Annotated in this window: 18 protein-coding genes and 1 pseudogene; 6 read left to right on the top strand and 13 right to left on the bottom strand. The window is 67.7% G+C overall.

Annotated elements, in window-relative coordinates:
- Positions 1 to 47: 47 nt before the first annotated feature.
- From D6M19_RS01090 to D6M19_RS01110, 5 genes are all read left to right on the top strand, one after another.
- On the top strand, positions 48 to 401 hold the full coding sequence (locus tag D6M19_RS01090; protein WP_123023308.1) for a hypothetical protein: 354 nt from the start codon (positions 48 to 50) through the stop codon (positions 399 to 401).
- Positions 402 to 490: 89 nt separating this feature from the next.
- Complete coding sequence (locus D6M19_RS01095; protein ID WP_123023309.1) at positions 491 to 1,252, top strand: SDR family oxidoreductase; 762 nt, start codon at positions 491 to 493, stop codon at positions 1,250 to 1,252.
- Between the two features lie 43 nt (positions 1,253 to 1,295).
- Positions 1,296 to 1,877: a DUF1707 SHOCT-like domain-containing protein gene (locus D6M19_RS01100; RefSeq protein ID WP_123023310.1), complete on the top strand. Its 582-nt coding sequence runs from the start codon at positions 1,296 to 1,298 to the stop codon at positions 1,875 to 1,877.
- A gap of 245 nt (positions 1,878 to 2,122) precedes the next feature.
- On the top strand, positions 2,123 to 3,688 hold the full coding sequence (locus D6M19_RS01105; RefSeq protein ID WP_123023311.1) for an HNH endonuclease signature motif containing protein: 1,566 nt from the start codon (positions 2,123 to 2,125) through the stop codon (positions 3,686 to 3,688).
- Positions 3,689 to 3,829: 141 nt separating this feature from the next.
- On the top strand, positions 3,830 to 4,120 hold the full coding sequence (locus D6M19_RS01110) for a hypothetical protein (protein WP_164478276.1): 291 nt from the start codon (positions 3,830 to 3,832) through the stop codon (positions 4,118 to 4,120).
- A gap of 2 nt (positions 4,121 to 4,122) precedes the next feature.
- On the opposite strand, the gene D6M19_RS01115 is transcribed toward D6M19_RS01110, so the two are convergent.
- The 11 genes and pseudogenes from D6M19_RS01115 to D6M19_RS01165 all read right to left on the bottom strand — a co-directional run bounded on the left by D6M19_RS01115 (position 4,123) and on the right by D6M19_RS01165 (position 15,569).
- Positions 4,123 to 6,141 (bottom strand): VWA domain-containing protein, encoded by a 2,019-nt coding sequence (locus D6M19_RS01115; protein ID WP_123023313.1) that lies wholly within the window; start codon positions 6,139 to 6,141, stop codon positions 4,123 to 4,125.
- Positions 6,134 to 7,516 (bottom strand): sigma 54-interacting transcriptional regulator, encoded by a 1,383-nt coding sequence (locus tag D6M19_RS01120; protein ID WP_123023314.1) that lies wholly within the window; start codon positions 7,514 to 7,516, stop codon positions 6,134 to 6,136. The genes D6M19_RS01115 and D6M19_RS01120 overlap by 8 nt, the downstream gene beginning before the upstream one ends.
- Positions 7,517 to 7,592: 76 nt before the next feature.
- On the bottom strand, positions 7,593 to 8,246 hold the full coding sequence (locus D6M19_RS01125) for an LpqN/LpqT family lipoprotein (protein WP_123023315.1): 654 nt from the start codon (positions 8,244 to 8,246) through the stop codon (positions 7,593 to 7,595).
- Positions 8,247 to 8,258: 12 nt separating this feature from the next.
- Positions 8,259 to 9,842 carry a bifunctional phosphoribosylaminoimidazolecarboxamide formyltransferase/IMP cyclohydrolase gene (purH, locus tag D6M19_RS01130; RefSeq protein WP_123023624.1) on the bottom strand — a complete coding sequence of 528 codons (1,584 nt, stop codon included), beginning with the start codon at positions 9,840 to 9,842 and terminating at the stop codon, positions 8,259 to 8,261.
- 14 nt (positions 9,843 to 9,856) lie between these two features.
- On the bottom strand, positions 9,857 to 10,486 hold the full coding sequence (gene purN / locus D6M19_RS01135; RefSeq protein WP_123023316.1) for a phosphoribosylglycinamide formyltransferase: 630 nt from the start codon (positions 10,484 to 10,486) through the stop codon (positions 9,857 to 9,859).
- Between the two features lie 9 nt (positions 10,487 to 10,495).
- Entirely contained in the window at positions 10,496 to 12,004 is a 1,509-nt protein-coding gene (locus tag D6M19_RS01140; protein ID WP_123023625.1) for a cell division protein PerM, read from the bottom strand.
- A 61-nt stretch (positions 12,005 to 12,065) separates the two neighbouring features.
- On the bottom strand, positions 12,066 to 12,935 hold the full coding sequence (locus tag D6M19_RS01145) for a DUF5336 domain-containing protein (RefSeq protein WP_123023317.1): 870 nt from the start codon (positions 12,933 to 12,935) through the stop codon (positions 12,066 to 12,068).
- A gap of 155 nt (positions 12,936 to 13,090) precedes the next feature.
- Positions 13,091 to 13,498 (bottom strand): annotated as a pseudogene (locus D6M19_RS01150) (hypothetical protein); the annotation flags it as partial.
- 13 nt (positions 13,499 to 13,511) lie between these two features.
- Positions 13,512 to 14,648 carry a type III PLP-dependent enzyme domain-containing protein gene (locus D6M19_RS01155; RefSeq protein ID WP_123023318.1) on the bottom strand — a complete coding sequence of 379 codons (1,137 nt, stop codon included), beginning with the start codon at positions 14,646 to 14,648 and terminating at the stop codon, positions 13,512 to 13,514.
- A complete protein-coding gene (locus D6M19_RS01160) occupies positions 14,617 to 15,138 on the bottom strand; it encodes a hypothetical protein (protein ID WP_123023319.1) in 522 nt (173 codons plus the stop codon). The genes D6M19_RS01155 and D6M19_RS01160 overlap by 32 nt, the downstream gene beginning before the upstream one ends.
- Positions 15,139 to 15,185: 47 nt before the next feature.
- Positions 15,186 to 15,569, bottom strand: coding sequence for a hypothetical protein (locus D6M19_RS01165; RefSeq protein ID WP_123023320.1), 384 nt, complete (start codon positions 15,567 to 15,569; stop codon positions 15,186 to 15,188).
- A gap of 105 nt (positions 15,570 to 15,674) precedes the next feature.
- On the opposite strand from D6M19_RS01165, the gene D6M19_RS01170 reads away from it, so the two are divergent.
- Positions 15,675 to 16,523 (top strand): LLM class F420-dependent oxidoreductase, encoded by an 849-nt coding sequence (locus tag D6M19_RS01170; protein ID WP_123023321.1) that lies wholly within the window; start codon positions 15,675 to 15,677, stop codon positions 16,521 to 16,523.
- Here the strand turns inward: D6M19_RS01170 and D6M19_RS01175 are convergent.
- Positions 16,481 to 17,062 carry a TetR/AcrR family transcriptional regulator gene (locus D6M19_RS01175; RefSeq protein ID WP_123023322.1) on the bottom strand — a complete coding sequence of 194 codons (582 nt, stop codon included), beginning with the start codon at positions 17,060 to 17,062 and terminating at the stop codon, positions 16,481 to 16,483. The genes D6M19_RS01170 and D6M19_RS01175 overlap by 43 nt on opposite strands.
- Positions 17,046 to 17,480 carry an SRPBCC family protein gene (locus D6M19_RS01180; RefSeq protein ID WP_123023323.1) on the bottom strand — a complete coding sequence of 145 codons (435 nt, stop codon included), beginning with the start codon at positions 17,478 to 17,480 and terminating at the stop codon, positions 17,046 to 17,048. The genes D6M19_RS01175 and D6M19_RS01180 overlap by 17 nt, the downstream gene beginning before the upstream one ends.
- Positions 17,481 to 17,529: the final 49 nt, after the last annotated feature.

Here is a 17,529-nt window from a genome sequence, read left to right on the forward strand (position 1 = left end):
GGCGAGCAACGGCGGACCGATCAAAACTTCTAAACCAAGGAGAGACAATGAAGATCAAGTCAATCGCGGCCGTTGGCGCCATGGGACTCGGGCTGGGCTTCGCCAGCTTCATCGGTGGCACCGGCACTGCGTCGGCCGAGTGTGGCCTGCCCACAACTCCGCCGGCAGAGCGTGTCTCGTGCCTCGTCAACGCCGACCTCAGCGAGTTCGCGAGCAGCACCAACCCCGCGAACCAGCTCAACACGCTGTTCAACGGCACCGACACCGAAACGTGCGTCACTGACAACACTGGCGAGCATTGCGAGACCTCGAACGACGGCCTCGGCCTCAACGACCAGCTGGACACGTTCAAGGACAGCCTCGCGGACTTCGCGGCCGGACCTGTCTCCGCCGCCGGCTAAATCTCGCTAAAGTCAACGGGCACTTGCGCACCGCGCAGGTGCCCGTTTTCTATTGCCGGTCTTTCATCTGCGCGTAGGCTCGCTGACCAATGGCTCGTGACGTTCTCATCACCGGCGCGACCGGCACGCTCGGACACCGAGTGGTCGGCGAGGCTACCGAGGCCGGCCACCACGTCCGTGCGCTGAGCCGTAAATCTCATGTCGGCTACACCGGCGTCCATTGGGCACAAGGGGACCTGCTCAGCGGCGAGGGTATCGACGCGGCGCTGGACGGCATCGACACCGTCATCCACTGCGCGACCCAGGGCACCCGCGGCAAGGACGTCGTCTCCGCCGACAACCTGATCTCCGCCGCACGCCGGGCCAAGACGGCCAACATCGTCTACGTGTCGATCGTCGGGATCGACCGCATCCCGCTGCCGTACTACACGGCCAAGCTGCGCGTCGAAGAGGCGCTGACGGCCTCCGGGCTCGGCCACACGATCACCCGGATCACGCAGTTCCACGATCTGATCGAGACGACATTCTCGATCCAGCGCTTCTCGCCTGCGCTGTTCACGGTCAAGGGCGTCCGCTTCCAGCCCATCGACACCCGCGATGTCGCGACGCACCTGGTGTCACTCATCGACAGAGGCCCCGCGGGTCGCGTCGACGACATCGGAGGACCGGCGGTCTTCGCCCACGACGAGCTCGCACGCATGTACCTGACCTCCCGCGGCAGCCGCCGACGCGTGCTCACGCTGCCATTGCCGGGTGGCATCGTCGCAGGTCTGAGGTCCGGCGCCAACCTCGTGCCTGCAAACCCCGTCGGGACCATCGGCTTCGCGCAGTACCTGGCGCGAAGTACATGATCGGCCTGTGCTTCCTTATACCTTCAACGTAGGCTCGTGACTGATGACCACTCCAGCGTCGCGAAACCGATCGGAGCCCGCTGCGGACACCGATCGTATGCAGGTAGCGCACCTGCTCGCCGATGCCGCGGCCGCTGGTCGGCTCCCGATGACCGAGTACGAAGCCCGCTTGTCCAAGGCCTACGCCGCCAAGACGTACGACGATCTGGAACGCCTTAGCGCCGATCTGCCCGGGGCTGTCACCGCCACCCGCCGGGGCGGCCCGTGCCATCCCGCGCCGTCCACGCTGCTGCTGGCCATCATGAGTGGATTCGAGCGACGCGGCCGCTGGAACGTGCCGAGGAAGCTGACAACCTTCACGCTATGGGGCGGCGGAATCGTCGACCTGCGCTACGCCGACTTCACCTCACCCGAGGTCGAGATCCGCACCTACTCGATCATGGGCGGTCAGACGATCCTCGTGCCGCCTGAGGTCAACGTCGATCTGCGCGGCCACGGCGTGATGGGCACGTTCGACCACCTGGAAACCGAGCAGGGTCTGCCCGGCGCGCCGCGGGTCAAGGTCCGCGGCTTCTCGCTGTGGGGCAAGGTCGCCGTCAAGCGCAAGAAGCGCAGGACCGGCTAGCGCAGCTCTGCGCGACTCCACGAATTACTCGCGGGTGCTGAATCGGCGCCACGCTGCTCGGGTCGCCCTTGAAGTTGCACTCGCGAATGGGAAATCCATTCCTCAACTGTGTGCGGCCGCCGCTAAGCGAGGTGCTTAGGCGTTCCGTGTCAACCGGCTTCGCCAGGTTATCCACAGTTGCGATTTCATCCACAGGGCCCGGAACCCTCAGAGCCATTCGAACATTAGTTCGATAAATTTGGGCCATGGACATCCAGCGGGACGAGATCCGCGCCGCACTTGATGCGGTCGATACGGGTTACGCCCGGCTGCGTGCCGCGTGCTCGGACTCCGTGGGCAATGCGTTCCGCGTCGAGGTCGCCGAACGACTCGAAACCCAGCATCGGGTCAACCGTGGGCTGATGTACCGGTTCTTCGGCGAGCTTATGGAACCGCCCGACGGACCCGACGACCCCGACCTGCCCGCAGGCACCGTCATGTCGAAGCTGCTGTGGAAGCGCCTGCGCATCACCACCGGCGAGGTGAAGCGCCGCATCGCGCTCGCTGCCCGAATCCGCCCCCGCCGCACCCTGACCGGTCCGGTCTTGCCACCTGAACTGCCGTGCCTGGCCGCCGCTGTCGAGGCGGGCGCCCTCGGTGACGACCACATCCGCGCCGTCTGCGGCGGCATCGACCTGCTGCCCTCGGCGCTGGGACATAAGAAAGACACCTGCGAGCGCATCCTGGTGCGCCACGCCAACGACCAAGACGCCAACTTCGTCAAAAGCATCGGCAAGGGCATCGCCGAACACCTCAACCCCGACGAACTGTTCGACGACACCGACCGCGCCCGCCGCCGCGGGCTCACCCTCGGTCCCCAACAACCCGACGGGCTGAGCCGAGTACACGGCTGGGTCGATCCCGAGATGCGCGCCTACATCGAAGCAGGCAGCGCAGCCGTGCGACCCGGCCGCCACCGGCCCGCTGAGCCTGAGTCCGCTGAGGACGCCCAGCCCGACCACGCCGACAATGGTGAATCAGCTTCGTGTGCGGACGATTTCGACAACCCCGAGCCGGACTCGGACGCTGAGGACCTCGTGGTGCCGCCCGGCTCAGACCCTACGGCTGAGCACGCCGAGAATGCCGAGCTCGTCGACGGGGCCGGGCATGTCGAAGTGACGCCCGACCCGCGCAACGCTCGCCAACGCCTACACGACGCACTCAAACTCGGTTTGCGAGCGGGGCTCGCCTCAGGCGCCTACGGCCAACACCGCGGGCTGCCTGTCACCGTGATCGCGACAGTGACACTGAGCGAGCTGAATCAGGCCGCCCGTGCAGTCAACGATCCATCGATTCCGATGCCCCCGCCCGCGCGCACCGGCGGTGGGTCGCGGCTGCCGATGCGCGATCTGATCCGGTTGGCCGCCAACTCCATTCACTACCTGGCGGTGTTCGACGATCACTCCAACCGCCCGCTATACCTTGGCCGTACGAAACGCATCGCGTCCGCCGACCAACGCATCATCTGCTACGCCCGTGACCGCGGTTGCACAAGGCCGGGCTGCACCGAACCCGGTTACCACTGCGAGGTCAACCACGACCCGTCCTGGGCCGCGGGCGGACGAACCGACGCCGACTGCCTCTTCTTCGACTGCGGGCCCGACCACACCCTCATCAGCAAGGGTCTACTCCAGACAAAAGTCACCGACACCGGCAGGCTGGCGTACAGCGACGGCAACGGGCCGTTCGAAGTCAACCTCGCACATCACCCCGAGGAGCTCTTGAGGGAGCTCTTCGAAAGCGATGATGGCCCGAACGGCGACGACCCCTAGCTGCATCAAGTCTGTTGCGCTGCAACACTTATCGACGCCTGCGTAAATCTATTGTTCGCCCAATACGCCGATGCGAAGGCGGTTTTGGGTCCATGCTGGCGTCGAGGGCAAATCACTGCCGCTCATCTGGGAGGGGAAGTCATGCGACGCATTTCAAGATTGGCCGGAATCGCTGCTGCGGCCGCAATCGCCGGAGCAACGGCGATGGGTGTTTCCGCACCGGCCGGGCCTGCCGGTACGTTCGCCCAGGAAGATCCTGCCTGCGGGTGGCTGGGCTGGGCGCATCCGGCGTGTGCCGGCGGCGCATTCGACGCGCCGGTGGACGACGGGATACCGGGAGACAACGCGGCGGAAGGCGGGATTCCGGCCCCGGCGATGGTGCCGAACGTCGATGGCTCGCTCAGTCCCCCCGGCACGCCCGGCGCGATATAGGACTAACGGCGACGCCGGCGCGACCGCAGGTAGTCGCCGACGACCGCCGCGCCCAACCCGTCCAGGTCGGGCAGCACGACGCGGCCCTCGACCCGTCGCGCGACCTGGTCGATGAATCTGGCCAGGCCGGGATCGTTGCCGAGCCGGAAGATCGTCACCTGTGCGCCAAGGCGGGCCATGTCGTCGAAGCCCTTCACGGTGTGGGCGATCGTTCGCGGATGCGGCGGATAGTCGAAGAACACCGACGGCGGCTGAGCCGCCGAACCAGCGCCAGCGCCGTCTCCATATCTCTCCAGGTGCGCGGTCGGCTCGCCGTCCGTCACGACGAGGACGACGGGCTGCGCGTTGGGGTGTCGGCGCAGATGCCTTCCCGCCAAAGCAAGCGCGTGGTGCAGGTTGGTGCCCTGCTCGTACACGCCCTCCAAACCGGTCAGCTCCGCGGGCGACACCGTGCGTGCGTACCGGCCGAAGGCGATGATCTGCAACGCATCCGAGCGAAACCTGGTGCTGACCAGATGGCTCAACGCCAGCGCCGTGCGCTTCATCGGCAGCCAGCGGTTCTCCATCACCATCGAGAACGAGGTGTCGACCAGCAGTGCCACCGCGGCCTGCGCGCGCGTCTCGGTCTCCGACACCTCCACGTCATCGACGGTGATTCGCAGCGGCGGCTCGGCCACACCCGTACCCGCCTGCCGCAGAACGGCATTGGTCAGCGTGCGGGTGACGTTCCACGGCTCGGTATCGCCGAACTGCCAGGGCCGCGTCGCGCCCGTCAGCTCGCCTGCCGCGCCCGCCCGCCGCGTCTCACGTTCCCCGTGCCGCCCCGAAAGCTGCTGAGCCACATCGCGCAAGGCCGTCTGCCCGAGCTGTCGCATGGCCTTCGGGGAGAGCCGCCACTGCCCGTCGGACCCCCGGTCAAGGAAGCCCTGATTGACGAGGGCCTTTTCCAGCTCGGACAGTGTCTGCGCATCGAGCGCGGCCTCCGGCCCGAGTTGGCGGGCCAGCGACTCGAGGTCGACATCGTCCATCGTCGCGCCCGCATAACTCTGCGACAGCGCCTCGGCCAACTGCTCGAGTTCGGCGATGTCCGACATCGCCTGCGCGCCCTCGCCCATGCCGAGCGGGTTGTCGCCGGAGAAACGCGACGACCCGTTCCAGTCCTCGCCGGGCCTGGCCGCCTGCAAATGTCCGTCGAGCCGGTTGAGCGCGTTCATCAACGACGGCGAGCCGAACGCCTGCTGCGCCAACGCATCCAGCTCGGCGCGCTGGTCGGGCGACAGACTGTTACGGAACCGCTGCGCCGCCGCGGCGCGCTGAGCCAGCGAGTCCAGCAGCTCGTCCACGTTCTGCGGGTTCTCCGGAAAGAACTCGCCGTGCTTCTTCATGAAGTCGTCGAAGTCCTGCTGGGTGTCCTCGCCACGGGAATGCTTGTCCAGCAGGTCATTGAGATCATCGAGCATTTCGTTGACGCGCTGACGATCCTCGTCGGTGGCGTTCTCCAGCGCCTGCTTCATTCCCGCGAATCGCTGGTCGAGCATCTCGCGGCCGAGCAAGTCCTTGATCTGGTCGTACTTCTCGCGCGCCTCGTCGCTTCGCCACTCGTAGTCGGACAACTCCTGCACGGCCTTGGCAGGCGACGGCGGCAGCGATTCGATCCGCATCTCCTGGAACCGGGCGTCGTCGTCGAGCGCGCGCGCCAATTCCTTGCGCTCGGCAAGCACCGCCTCGTCGAGCAGCTTCTTGATCTCCTGCAGGGTGCCGTCAAGGTTGTTGCGCTGCAATAGCTCCCGACGACGGCGGTTCGCCTCGGCGGCCAGCTTGTCGGCGCCGCGCATGTTCTGGCTGCCGCGCCGCAGCAGCTCCTGCATCGCGCGACGCGGCGACGAGCCCTCCATCACGTCCTGCCCGATCGCCTCGAGGGCTTCGCGCAGATCGACCGGCGGCGCCAGCGGGTCCGGGCCGCCGGTGTAGCCGGAGTACCGGGCCGAGCGCCCGTGGCCTCGTTGCAGGCCCTTAGCCATAGACGGTTTCGCCTTCTCCCGACACCTTGTCGATCCGCTTCGCGAGATACAACGCCTCGAGCGCCAGCTCGACGGCAGCGGCCCGCTGACCGTCGGACTTCGCACCCAGCTTCGACTGCACCTGGGCGATCGCCGACACCTCGGGCACCGCCGCCAACACGTCGCGCGCCGACACCCGTTCGCCGGTCGTCACGGCCGTGCCGCCCTCGATCGCCACCACCAGCGGCCCGACGTCGATACCGCCGAGCAGCCGCTGCGCGGTGTCGGCCGTCGCGCGCCGCAGCAGGTGCTCGAGCACCGCCTGCTCGCGGCCCTCCTCGCCGGACTCGAACTCCAGCTTCCCGCGCAGCACGTCTATCACCGTGCCGAGGTCGACCACGCGCGCCACCGGGTCGTCCTCACCGAGAATCGCCGAACGGTGCCGCGCCGCAGCGGCGACCGTCTCGGCGGCCGCGATCGCGAACCGCGCCGACACACCCGAACGCTGGTCGATCGAGCTCGACTCGCGCAGCAGCCGTGCGAATCGGGCCAGGATCTGCAGCAGGTACTCCGGCACCTCCGCGGCCAGATGCGCCTCCTGGGTGATGACGCCGATCTCGGCGGCCAGCGCCAGCGGGTAATGCGTGCGGATCTCGGCGCCGAACCGGTCCTTCAGCGGGGTGATGATGCGCCCACGGTTGGTGTAGTCCTCGGGGTTCGCGCTCGCGACGACGACCACGTCGAGCGGCAGCCGCAGCGTGTAGCCACGCACCTGGATGTCGCGCTCCTCCATCACGTTGAGCATCGACACCTGGATGCGCTCGGCGAGGTCGGGCAGCTCGTTGATCGCGACGATGCCGCGGTGCGCCCGCGGGATCAGCCCGTAGGCGATGGTCTCCGGGTCGCCGAGGCTGCGGCCCTCGGCCACCTTGATCGGGTCGATGTCGCCGACCAGGTCGGCCACGCTGGTATCGGGGGTGGCCAGCTTCTCGAAATAGCGCTCGCTGCGATGCCGCCACTCGATGGGCAGGTCCTCGCCCGACTCGCCAGCCCGCCGGATCGACTCCGGCGTGATCGGCGTGTACGGGTGCTCACTGAGCTCCGAGCCCGCGATCACCGGCGTCCACTCGTCGAGCAACCCCGACAGCGCGCGAAGCAGTCGCGTCTTACCCTGACCGCGCTCGCCGAGCAGCACGATGTCGTGGCCGGCGATCAAAGCCCGCTCAAGCTGCGGAAGAACGGTGTCCTCGAAGCCGAGGATGCCCGGCCACGCGTCGCGACCCTCGGCCAGCGCTGCCAGCAGGTTCTCGCGGATCTCGGCCTTGACGCCCCGCTCGCGATGGCCGGAGGCACGCAGCTCACCGACAGTCCGGGGCAGATCATTAGATGGGGTCACTACTCCACGCTACGACTGCTACCCCGGGAAGGCACTCGCTACGCCTTACGCGAACATGACGAGCTCCGGCGAGCAGCTAGGCGTCGGACGGCGGGAGCATCTGGAAACCGGTCAGGATCGTCTCGGCGTCACGCTGAAATACCGCGTTGTCCGGGTCGGCGCTCTGCACCGTCATCGTCATCGCGTACGTGTCGTCTTCGGTGTGCATCACCGCCGTCAGCACGCTGGCCGGATGTGGCGGCAGCATCCCGATCTGCGGCGTGGTGTAGTCGATGGTCTCCGCGGGCAGCTCGCAAACAGTGGTTTCGCTGACGCTCACATTCGTCGCGCCGATGGCGGACTCCAGCGCGTCCTGCTGCGCGTCGAACACCTCTCGCGGCTCGGCCATACCCGGATGGCTTTCGAGTGTGACCACCGCCGTCGGCGCGAAGCCGTCCTTCGCCAACGCCTCGTTGCGCATCGTGAACCGGATCAGTTCGGAGTCCATCATCGTCACCCGCTCCCAGCCTTCCGGCTGCGGGATCTTCAGCACGGGCTCTTCATCGGTGTGATCGGGGATCGAGGTCATCGGCGCGTCGACCTTTGTGCAATCGGAGGCCGTCGCCGCCGCCTTGCCCATATCCGGGGCGGCGACCACGCGGGCGTCGTCGACGACGCGGGTGCAGGCCGTCGCCAGCACAATCGTGGCGGCGCCGAGGACCACCGCCACCGCACGCGCAGCCATCGTCATGGCGGCAACCTATCAGTGCGCGAAGTGCCGCGCTCCGGTCACGTAGAGCGTCACGCCTGCCTTGGCGGCCGCCTCGGTGACCAGCTCGTCGCGCATCGACCCGCCGGGATGCACGATCGCCTTCACCCCGGCGTTGGTCAGCATCTCCAAACCGTCGGGGAACGGGAAGAACGCGTCGGATGCGCCGACCGCTCCACGCACCCGGTCGCCGCCGCGTTCCACCGCAAGCCGTGCGGCATCGACGCGGTTCACCTGGCCCATGCCGACGCCGACGGTGGCCCCGTTCGCGGCCACGACGATCGCATTGGACTTCACGGCGCGGCAGGACCGCCACGCGAAGACCAGGTCGGCGAGCGTGGCCGGGTCCGCGGGCTCACCCGTGGCCAATGTCCAGTTCACCGGATCATCGCCCGGCGCGTCGAGCGCATCGCGCTGCTGCAGCAGCAGGCCCCCGCTGATCGGCCGCACCTCGACGCCGCCGACCAACGGCTCCGACGCCACGAGGACACGGATGTTCTTCTTGCGCGCAAGCACTTCCACCGCGCCGTCCTCGTAGGCGGGCGCGATGATCACCTCGGTGAAGATGTCGGCGACCGTCTCGGCCATCTCGACGCTGACCGCGGTGTTGGTCGCGATGACGCCGCCGAACGCGCTCAGCGGATCGCACTCGTGTGCCTTGCGGTGCGCGTCGGCGACCGACTCCGACGAGATGGCGATACCGCACGGGTTCGCGTGCTTGATGATGGCCACACAGATCTGCTCGTGATCGAAGGCGGCTCGCCACGCCGCGTCGGCGTCGGTGAAGTTGTTGTAGGACATCTCTTTTCCGTGCAACTGCTCCGCCTGCGCCAGCCCCGGCCACGCCGCGTCATCGCTGTAGAGGGCCGCCTGCTGGTGCGGGTTTTCCCCGTAGCGCAGCACACCGGTCCGCCGCCACGTCCCGCCGAACCAGGCGGGCAGCTTCTGCGCATGCTCCTCGGGAGCCAGCGTCTCCCCCATCCAGCTTGCGACGGCCACGTCGTACTCGGCGGTGTGCCGAAACGCCAACGAAGCCAGTATCTTCCGCTCCGCGAGCGTGAAGCCGCCCGCACGAACCGCCGCCAGCACACCGTCGTAGCCGAGCGGTTCGACCACCACGGCCACACTGGGGTGGTTCTTGGCGGCCGCCCGCACCATCGATGGGCCGCCGATGTCGATCTGCTCGACGCACTCGTCGACGTCGGCGCCAGAGGCGACCGTCTCGCTGAACGGATACAGGTTCGCCACGACGAGGTCGAACGGCTCGATGCCGAGCTCCGCCAGCGCCGCGGCGTGCTCGGCCTTGCGAAGATCGGCCAGCAGGCCCGCATGCACCCGCGGATGCAGCGTCTTGACCCGGCCGTCGAGCACCTCGGGAAACCCGGTGAGCTCCTCCACCGGCGTCACCGGAACACCGACGCCGGCAATGGTTTTGGCGGTCGAGCCGGTCGAGACGATGACGACGCCCGCGTCGTGCAGACCCTTGGCCAGTTCGGGCAGGCCGGTCTTGTCGTAGACGCTGACCAACGCCCGTCGAATCGGCTTACGCGTGCCGCCGGAGGCGCCTGGCCCCGACATCGTGCCGCTGTCCGTCATCCGATTACCGCCCTTCGTCCAGTCCAGGTCACTCCGCCCGTTGCCAGCGCGGCCAGGACATCCACCAACAGTCTGCGTTCGACCACCTTGATCCGCTCATGCAGGGTGGCTTCGTCGTCGTCGTCGAGCACCGCGACCGGCTGCTGGGCCAGCAGCGGGCCGGTGTCGGTGCCCGCGTCCACCAGATGCACGCTGCAGCCGGTCACCTTGACGCCGTACGCCAGCGCGTCGGGTACGGCGTGCGCGCCGGGAAAAGCGGGCAGGAGCGCGGGATGGGTATTGATGATCCGGCCCATGAAGCGTGAAAGGAACTTGGGCCCAAGTATTTTCATGAAGCCGGCCGACACGATCAGGTCGGGCTCGTGCTCGGCAGTCGCGTCGGTGACGGCCGCGTCCCACGCGTCGCGGTCCGGGTAGTCGCCAAGCCGTACCCGGTAGCTCGGCAGCGACGCGGCCGAGGCCACCTCGACGGCGCGGCAGTCACGGTCGACGCCGACGGCGACGATGCGGGCCGGATAGTTGCCGACCGCGGACTCGAGCAGGGATTCCAGCAGCGAACCGGTGCCCGACGCCAGCACCACCACCCGCGCCGGTGCGCTCGGGGGCACACGGAGGGGTTGCTGCACGCGACGAGCCTAATCGTCGGCCGGGCGTTGCCGGCCGCCAGTGGGGCCAGGAGCGGCGTCGTCGTCGTCGATGTATTCCAAGTCCTCCGGATCGGGCAGGTCGTCGTCGAATCCGGCAGGCAAGGTGCGGACGATCGGCGTCGGCTCGAAGTCTTCGGGTTCGTCGTCCAGCGGCGCGTCCTCCAGGGGCTCGAAGGCGGGTTCGAGGTCAGATTCCGCGTCTGGTTCGGCATCGAAGGCGGGCTCGAAGGCCGGTTCGAAGTCGGCCTCGGGCTCGAAGTCGGGCTCTGGCTCGAAGTCGGCCTCTGGCTCGAAGTCGGCCTCGAGATCGACGTTTTGGTGGGCCGTACTCGCACTTTCCCGCCCAAACGTTGGTTTGGGCGAAGGACGAGTGCGGGCGATACCGCCCGCCATCGCCACCGTCAGCCCGCCGATCGCCACGAACCACAGGAACACCGCGGGCCCGAACGTGGCCTGATCGACCCCGACGTGGCCGAAGTTGCCCAGTTCGCCGCCGCCGGCATATCCCAGCAGCACCATCGTCGCCGCCCCGAGTGCCGACGCGATGACGAGCTTGCCCAGCGCGGGCAGAAGCGGCAGCGGCCGTCGTCCGCACTGCTGGCCGACCACCACGGCGGAGGCGGCCCCGACGATCAGCAGCGCAACCCAGATCGGGCCCAGCGGCGGCGTCGGCACCGCCGCGAGCACCGGAAGCGCAGGGATGTCGCCGCCGAACACGGTGAACGAACTGAAGGTCGCCAAGCCGACATGCGCGCTGGACCCCACCGCGACGGCGGACGTGCCGACGATGACGTTGGGCAGATAGAGCGCCGACAACAGTGAAAGGCTCAACTGGCCGAACGCCGAGTCGGTGATCGCATACAGCTCGTGCATCGTCGACCAGTGCACCACCAGCGACAACGCCGTGACCGCGCCGGACAACCCGAACAGCGCCAGCACCCCGGCCATCGCGGGCCGCCCCGCATCGGCCACCCACGCCGGCAGCCCGGCCAAGGTCACCAACCGTCGGCCTGCCCGGGAGCCGACGCCTATCGCGGCGCCGATCGCGTGCACGGCCAGCACCCCGGAGAACGCCCGCAGCGCGTTGGGCGTCTGCAGCTGGGTCAGCACCGACGAGGCGTCGTGGATGACGGCCAGCGAGATGGCCGCGATCAGCAGCGGACCGCCAAGCGCCGACGCGACGATCCACCGGATGACGAACCAGGATCCCTGCGGCGGGGTGGCGGCCGCCGTGGTGCGCGCGGTGCCCCACACCATCGCAAGCACCGGCAGCAGCGGCATCACGCCCAGCTCACGACCGCCGATCGAGACCGGCACCTGGTGCACGCCCAGCCACATGCTGGCGATCGCGCCCGACGCGCCGGTCATGTCGCTGTTGGCGATGAGCAGCTGCAGCAGCACCACAGCGGCGATGATGACCAGCGCCACCACCGACGGGCCGAACGCAACACGGAACAGGTCGCGAGCCTGGCGACTGCCGACCGACCTGTTCTCCACCACTAGCGGTATAGCAGTTCTTTGCTCGCGAGCGCGGGATTCACGCTCGCGCGGCCGGAGATTATGACGGCGAGTTGCCGGACTGATTCGACGAAGACGACGAAGACGACGACTGCGGCTGCGCGGGCGTCTGGCCCGTCGGCGCGGACGGCGTCGCCTGCGGCTGGCCGTACGTGGGGAAACCCGTCGGCGGGGTCGGCGGGCCGTTCTGCTGGCCGATCGCCTGGTAGCCGCCACCGGACGACGCTCCACCCGAATAGCCGCCGCCGTACTGGCCCGGGTAGGGCGGACGCTGCTGCTGTGCGCCCTGGTGCGGCGCGTGCTGGCCGTAGTACTGGTTCGGGGCGCCGTACTGGCCGTACTGCGGCTGCTCGTACTTCGGCTGCTTTGGCTTCGACACCGGTGCCGAGAGGATGCCCGCGTCGAGAAGCAGGGCGCCGATACCCAGCGCGGCCTGCAGGAACGTCAGGAAGATGACGACGTACAGCGCCCAGCCAAGGCTGACGCCGTCCGGGGTCTGGATGACCTCGGCGATCACGAGCAGGAACGCCAGCACGGCCACCGCGGCCACGATGCCAACCGGGGCCTTCTGCTTGGGCAGCAGGCTGGCCGCGGCGATCAGCGCAGACAGCAGCGCAGCGACCACGGCGAGGCCGAGCCCCAGCGACGTGCCTGTGGCGCTGCCCAACTGCGGGAAGTCGGTGTTCTCGATCTTGAACTGGGGACCGAAGCTGAACAGATACACCAGAAGGCCGAGTACCCCGATAGTGGCGAGCAGGATGAACGGCAGCTTGCTCGGACCCGCGGCGGTCGCGGCGGGACCCTGCGCCGACGGCTGGTCGACCTTGCCGAACTGCTGGGTCGGAGCGCTGAACTGAGTGGTCGGCTGCTGACTGGGCGGATATCCGGAACTGCTGGGCGGGTAGGTCATGACCTCTCCTGCTGATGTTTGAGCGTCGCTACGCGCGACGCTGCGTCGGAACGCCGTTCACGAATTCGTGGACGCGGACCATATGAGCGTTTCCACACCACGCTAGCGCACCGCGCGTTATGCAGAGACAAGCACAGGAGCGTCGGTCCACTTCTGTCAGCGTTCTCGATTTCGCGAACCAACGGCCACCACCCGCGATCCGAAGTACTCGATCTCCTCCTGAAAATGCAGGAAGCCACCGAGGATCAGGTCGACGCCCCGTTTGCGATACGCCGCAATACGTTCCGCGATCTGCTCGGCCACGCCGTCGAAGTCCTTGCCGTTGGAGAAGTACTTGCGCAGCACCTGCAGGAACTCCGCGCTTCGCCGATACCGCTCATCGTGCTCGAGCCAGGGCTCGCCGAGGTGGGTGAACTGCTCGTCGACTCGTGCTGATACTCGGCGCCGTGGCTGGCCTCGTAACGCACCTGGGACAGCGCGTAGTCGAAGCCGTTGTTCTCCGCGGTCGAAGCGAGCTTGATGTTGTAGTCGTAACCCCAGTCGGTGCGCTGCTCGATGTCGCTGGCTGAAGGAAAGTCAGACTTCGACGATCTTGGTGGCCGAGACCACGTTGAATTGCGTCGAAGCCACCGCCGGGTAGGCACCCATCATCGGGCTGACCACCACATCGCCGACGCCGAGCGTCGGCATCGGGTAGTCGCACGCGAACACGTCGGCCCCGTCACATGTCGGTCCCGCCAGCACAACCGGCTCGCAGTCGATGGGACCCTCGAGGATCTCTCGCAGCGAGAGGATCGGCGGGTGCACGTCGTCGATCCCGTCGTCGAGATAGTGCCAAAGGCGGCCCCCGCGCACGGCGCTGCCCGCCACGCCGGTCAGCAACGTCATGGCGTCGGCGGCAAGGAACCGGCCTGGATCGGCCAACAGGGTGAACTCATCACGCCGGTCACCGAGCGTCTCGTCGACGATGTCTGAGATTTTGTCGATCGTCGACCTCGGGTCGCGGAGGCTCACCGGAAGGCCTCCGCCGATTTCAATGACATCGGTTGTGACGCCGAGTGTTTCGGCGATGTGGGTGACGAGATCCAGGGTGCCACGCAGAGCTGAGCCGTACGACTCGGGCTTCGTTCCCCGACCGTCGACGTGGAAGCTGAAGCCGGCGAATCGGACCCCGGTGGCCAATACGTGCTTGACGACGAGCTCGGCGTCGGCGGGATCCACACCGAACTTGACGGACAGCCCCGACTTCGCCGACGGGTTCGGGAACGCAAGCCGAACAAGGATGTTGATGTCGGCAGGCAGGCCCGCGAACTTCTGCGCCTCGAGTGGATTGTCGACGACGAAGGTGCGGACCCCTGCCAGGTAGGCGCGGTCGATGTCGGTGAGCTTCTTGATCGGGTTGGTATTGATGCACCGGTCGATCGGAAGACCAAGCTTGCCAAGGAGATCGAGCTCTGCCCTTGCCGTCACGTCGAAGCCGCAGCCGCTGGCGGCGACCGCCCGCAGCACCGCCGGATGGGGCAACGTCTTCACCGCGTAGTGCAGGCCGAACCCGCGCAGATGCGATTTCAGCAGTCGGCACCGCTCGACGACACGGTAGGGATCGAGCACCAACAGGGGTGTGCCGTGCTGCGCGATGAGCGCGCGCCAGCCCTCGGCGTCGGACCTCGCTTTCAGCGAGTCACGCAATTGCGACCGCAGGGACGGATCCACCGTCGACCTCCTCGCTCGGTTGTCGGTGTCCCGCGACGAGGCCCTCGAAACGCTCGTAGCTGAAGATCGCCATCACGTAGAAGGCGACATCGGCGGCGATGCTGCCGGCGACCCAGCCGGCGGCCACATTTCCCAGCAAGAACGGGCCCGCATAGAGCGCGATCGGCCTGATGACGATGCTGTCGATCGCCTCGGCGGGACCGAACTCGACGGCGATGCTGCGGATGGCGAGCGCGTTGGCGATCAGCACCCGCTTGGGCCTCGTGCGCCCGGCCTGCGCGCGATACGTCCAGCAGACCACGTTGACGTATGCCGTCGCGTAGTAGCCGACGGAGGCCCCGATGGTCCCTGCGACGACGGCTGCCGCATACGAGCCCGTCAGGTAGTACGTCGCCGCGGCACCACCCAGCTCGCCGACCCAGCCTGCGATCTCATTGGGCAGGTAGCGCCGCACCCATTCGAAGGCCTTGACGCGGAATCGAGTCCCCATGCTTGGGAACACTGGCCGCGCGAGTTCGCTGGGTCACGCGTAGTCGGCTACGCCAGAGTGACGAGCACGTACACCGCGCCCGCTGCCAGAACAAGCAGCGCAACCAGCAGCAGCACCCACGTGACGCGCCGCAGGCGCGGGTCATCCTCGGGCACCGCGCGCACCGACAGCCGCCCCGAGCGGTCGAAATCGATGACCAACCGGTGCCACGGCTCGCCGATCTCGGCTGCTCGCCGCTGATGCGAAGCGATGTCCTGCAACGCCTCTGGTGAGATGTCCAGCCGAACCGCTTCGTCCGCCGATTCGGTGTCGACGGTGGCCGACGCCTTCACCGGGGTGAACACCGCGCGCAGACTGACCCAATCGGACGGTGCACCTGCAGCCATCGCAGCTACCGCCGACTCGACGGCCTTGTCCTGATCGTTGGGCATTTCACTACACCTTCGCACACTTTCGAGCCTGCGCTGACGGCGGAAATCGGCCGCTTCGGCACCCCGCCCTTGCCCGCCAGACTGGAACACGTTCTAATTCTGGGTATGGACTATGGGCTTGTTCTGTTCACCAGCGATCGCGGGATCAACCCGGCGGCGGCGGCCAAACTGGCCGACGACCACGGGTTCACCACGTTCTACGTTCCCGAACACACCCATATCCCGATCAAGCGGCAGGCCGCCCACCCGACCACCGGCGACGAGTCGCTGCCCGACGACCGCTACATGCGCACCCTTGACCCGTGGGTGTCGCTGGGCGCCGCGTGCGCGGTGACCTCGCGGGTGCGGCTGTCGACGGCCGTCGCATTGCCGGTCGAGCACGACCCGATCACGCTGGCCAAGTCGATCGCCACCCTCGACCACCTTTCCGGTGGCCGGGTCAGCCTTGGCGTCGGATTCGGTTGGAACACCGACGAACTGGCCGACCACAACGTGCCCCCTGGGCGCCGCCGCACCATGCTGCGCGAGTACATCGAGGCGATGCGCGCGCTGTGGACCGAGGAGGAGGCCGAATACGACGGCGAGTTCGTCAAGTTCGGGCCGTCATGGGCATGGCCGAAGCCCGTTCAGTCCCACATTCCGGTGCTCGTCGGCGCGGCGGGCACCGAGAAGAACTTCAAGTGGATCGCCCGGTCGGCCGACGGCTGGATCACCACGCCGCGCGATTTCAACATCGACGAGCCGGTCAAGCTGCTGCAGGACACCTGGGCAGGCGCCGGCCGCGACGGTGCACCGCAGATCGTGGCGCTGGACTTCAAACCCGACCCCGAGAAGCTCGCGCACTGGCAGGAACTCGGCGTCACCGAGGTTCTCTTCGGCCTGCCCGACAAGACCGAAGACGAAGTCGCCGCCTACGTGGAGCGGCTCGCGGGCAAGCTGGCCGCGCTGGTCTGAGCCCGGCGCAGCAGTTCGACGAACGCTTGGGCTGCGGCGTCGACGCCGTCGTCGTCGTCCGTGGCGACCAGGTCGAGCAGCAGGCCGCGCGTGACGGCCAGCCCGAGTCGCACGAACGCCGGGTCGGCAGTTCCGCCCGTCTTGGCGTCCACCTCGGTCAGCCAGGAATCGACGGCGCCGGGCAGCATGCGCGCATACGGCTGCTCGCCCTGCGCGCCGCGGGCGTAACACTCGAAGAAGAGCCGCTCGAACGGCCGCAGCTCGGACCTGCGGACGTCGGCCCACATCGCGGCCATCGCGTCGGCAGGCTCGGTGGCCGCGTCGGGCAGAACCGACATCTGCCGACGCTCGATCTCGTCGACGATCGTCAACATCAGCTCGCCTCGTGACCCAAAGTGGTGCAACAGCATTCGATGGCTGGTGCCGACCGCCTCGGCGATTTCACGAAGTGAGCGATCGCCGATGCCGCCGTCGGCAAAAGCGTCGATGAGTGCGTCGAGCAGATGTCGGCGCCGCTCGAGGTCAGGAGGTCGAGCCACGCAACTGCTCGCTGCGCGCCTTGAGACCCTGCGCCTCGAGCTCGAGGTAGCGCTTCGTGGTGCCGCGCATCATCCTGGCGACGAGCGAGCCGACTGGCCCATGCTGGTCGAGCCGCTGCATGACCTTCGTGCGGCCTTCCGTTGGATGCACCTCGTGAACGGCGATGGTGCGGCCGCCGGGCGAGTGCTGCTCCCACGTCCACGACCTGCCCTCGTCGAGCGCGGTCACCTGCCACACCAGCCTGGGCAGCCGCGGCTGCTTAATCTCGAACCGCTTTCCGACCGCGAGGCCCGGCCCGTCGAGCGCTTTCAGGCTGGTCACCGATGCGGTCCAGTCCGGCCAGCGCTCGACGTCGGAGAACACGTCCCACACGCGCGCCGCGGGGGCATCGATGTCGATGGCATGATCGGTAAACATGTACCAGATGGTACAAGAACGGTCGCGCGGTGTGAAGTAGTGGACCGCC

Origin of the sequence: Mycolicibacterium stellerae, assembly GCF_003719305.1 — a bacterium.
Classification (GTDB): Bacteria; Actinomycetota; Actinomycetes; order Mycobacteriales; family Mycobacteriaceae; genus Mycobacterium; species Mycobacterium stellerae.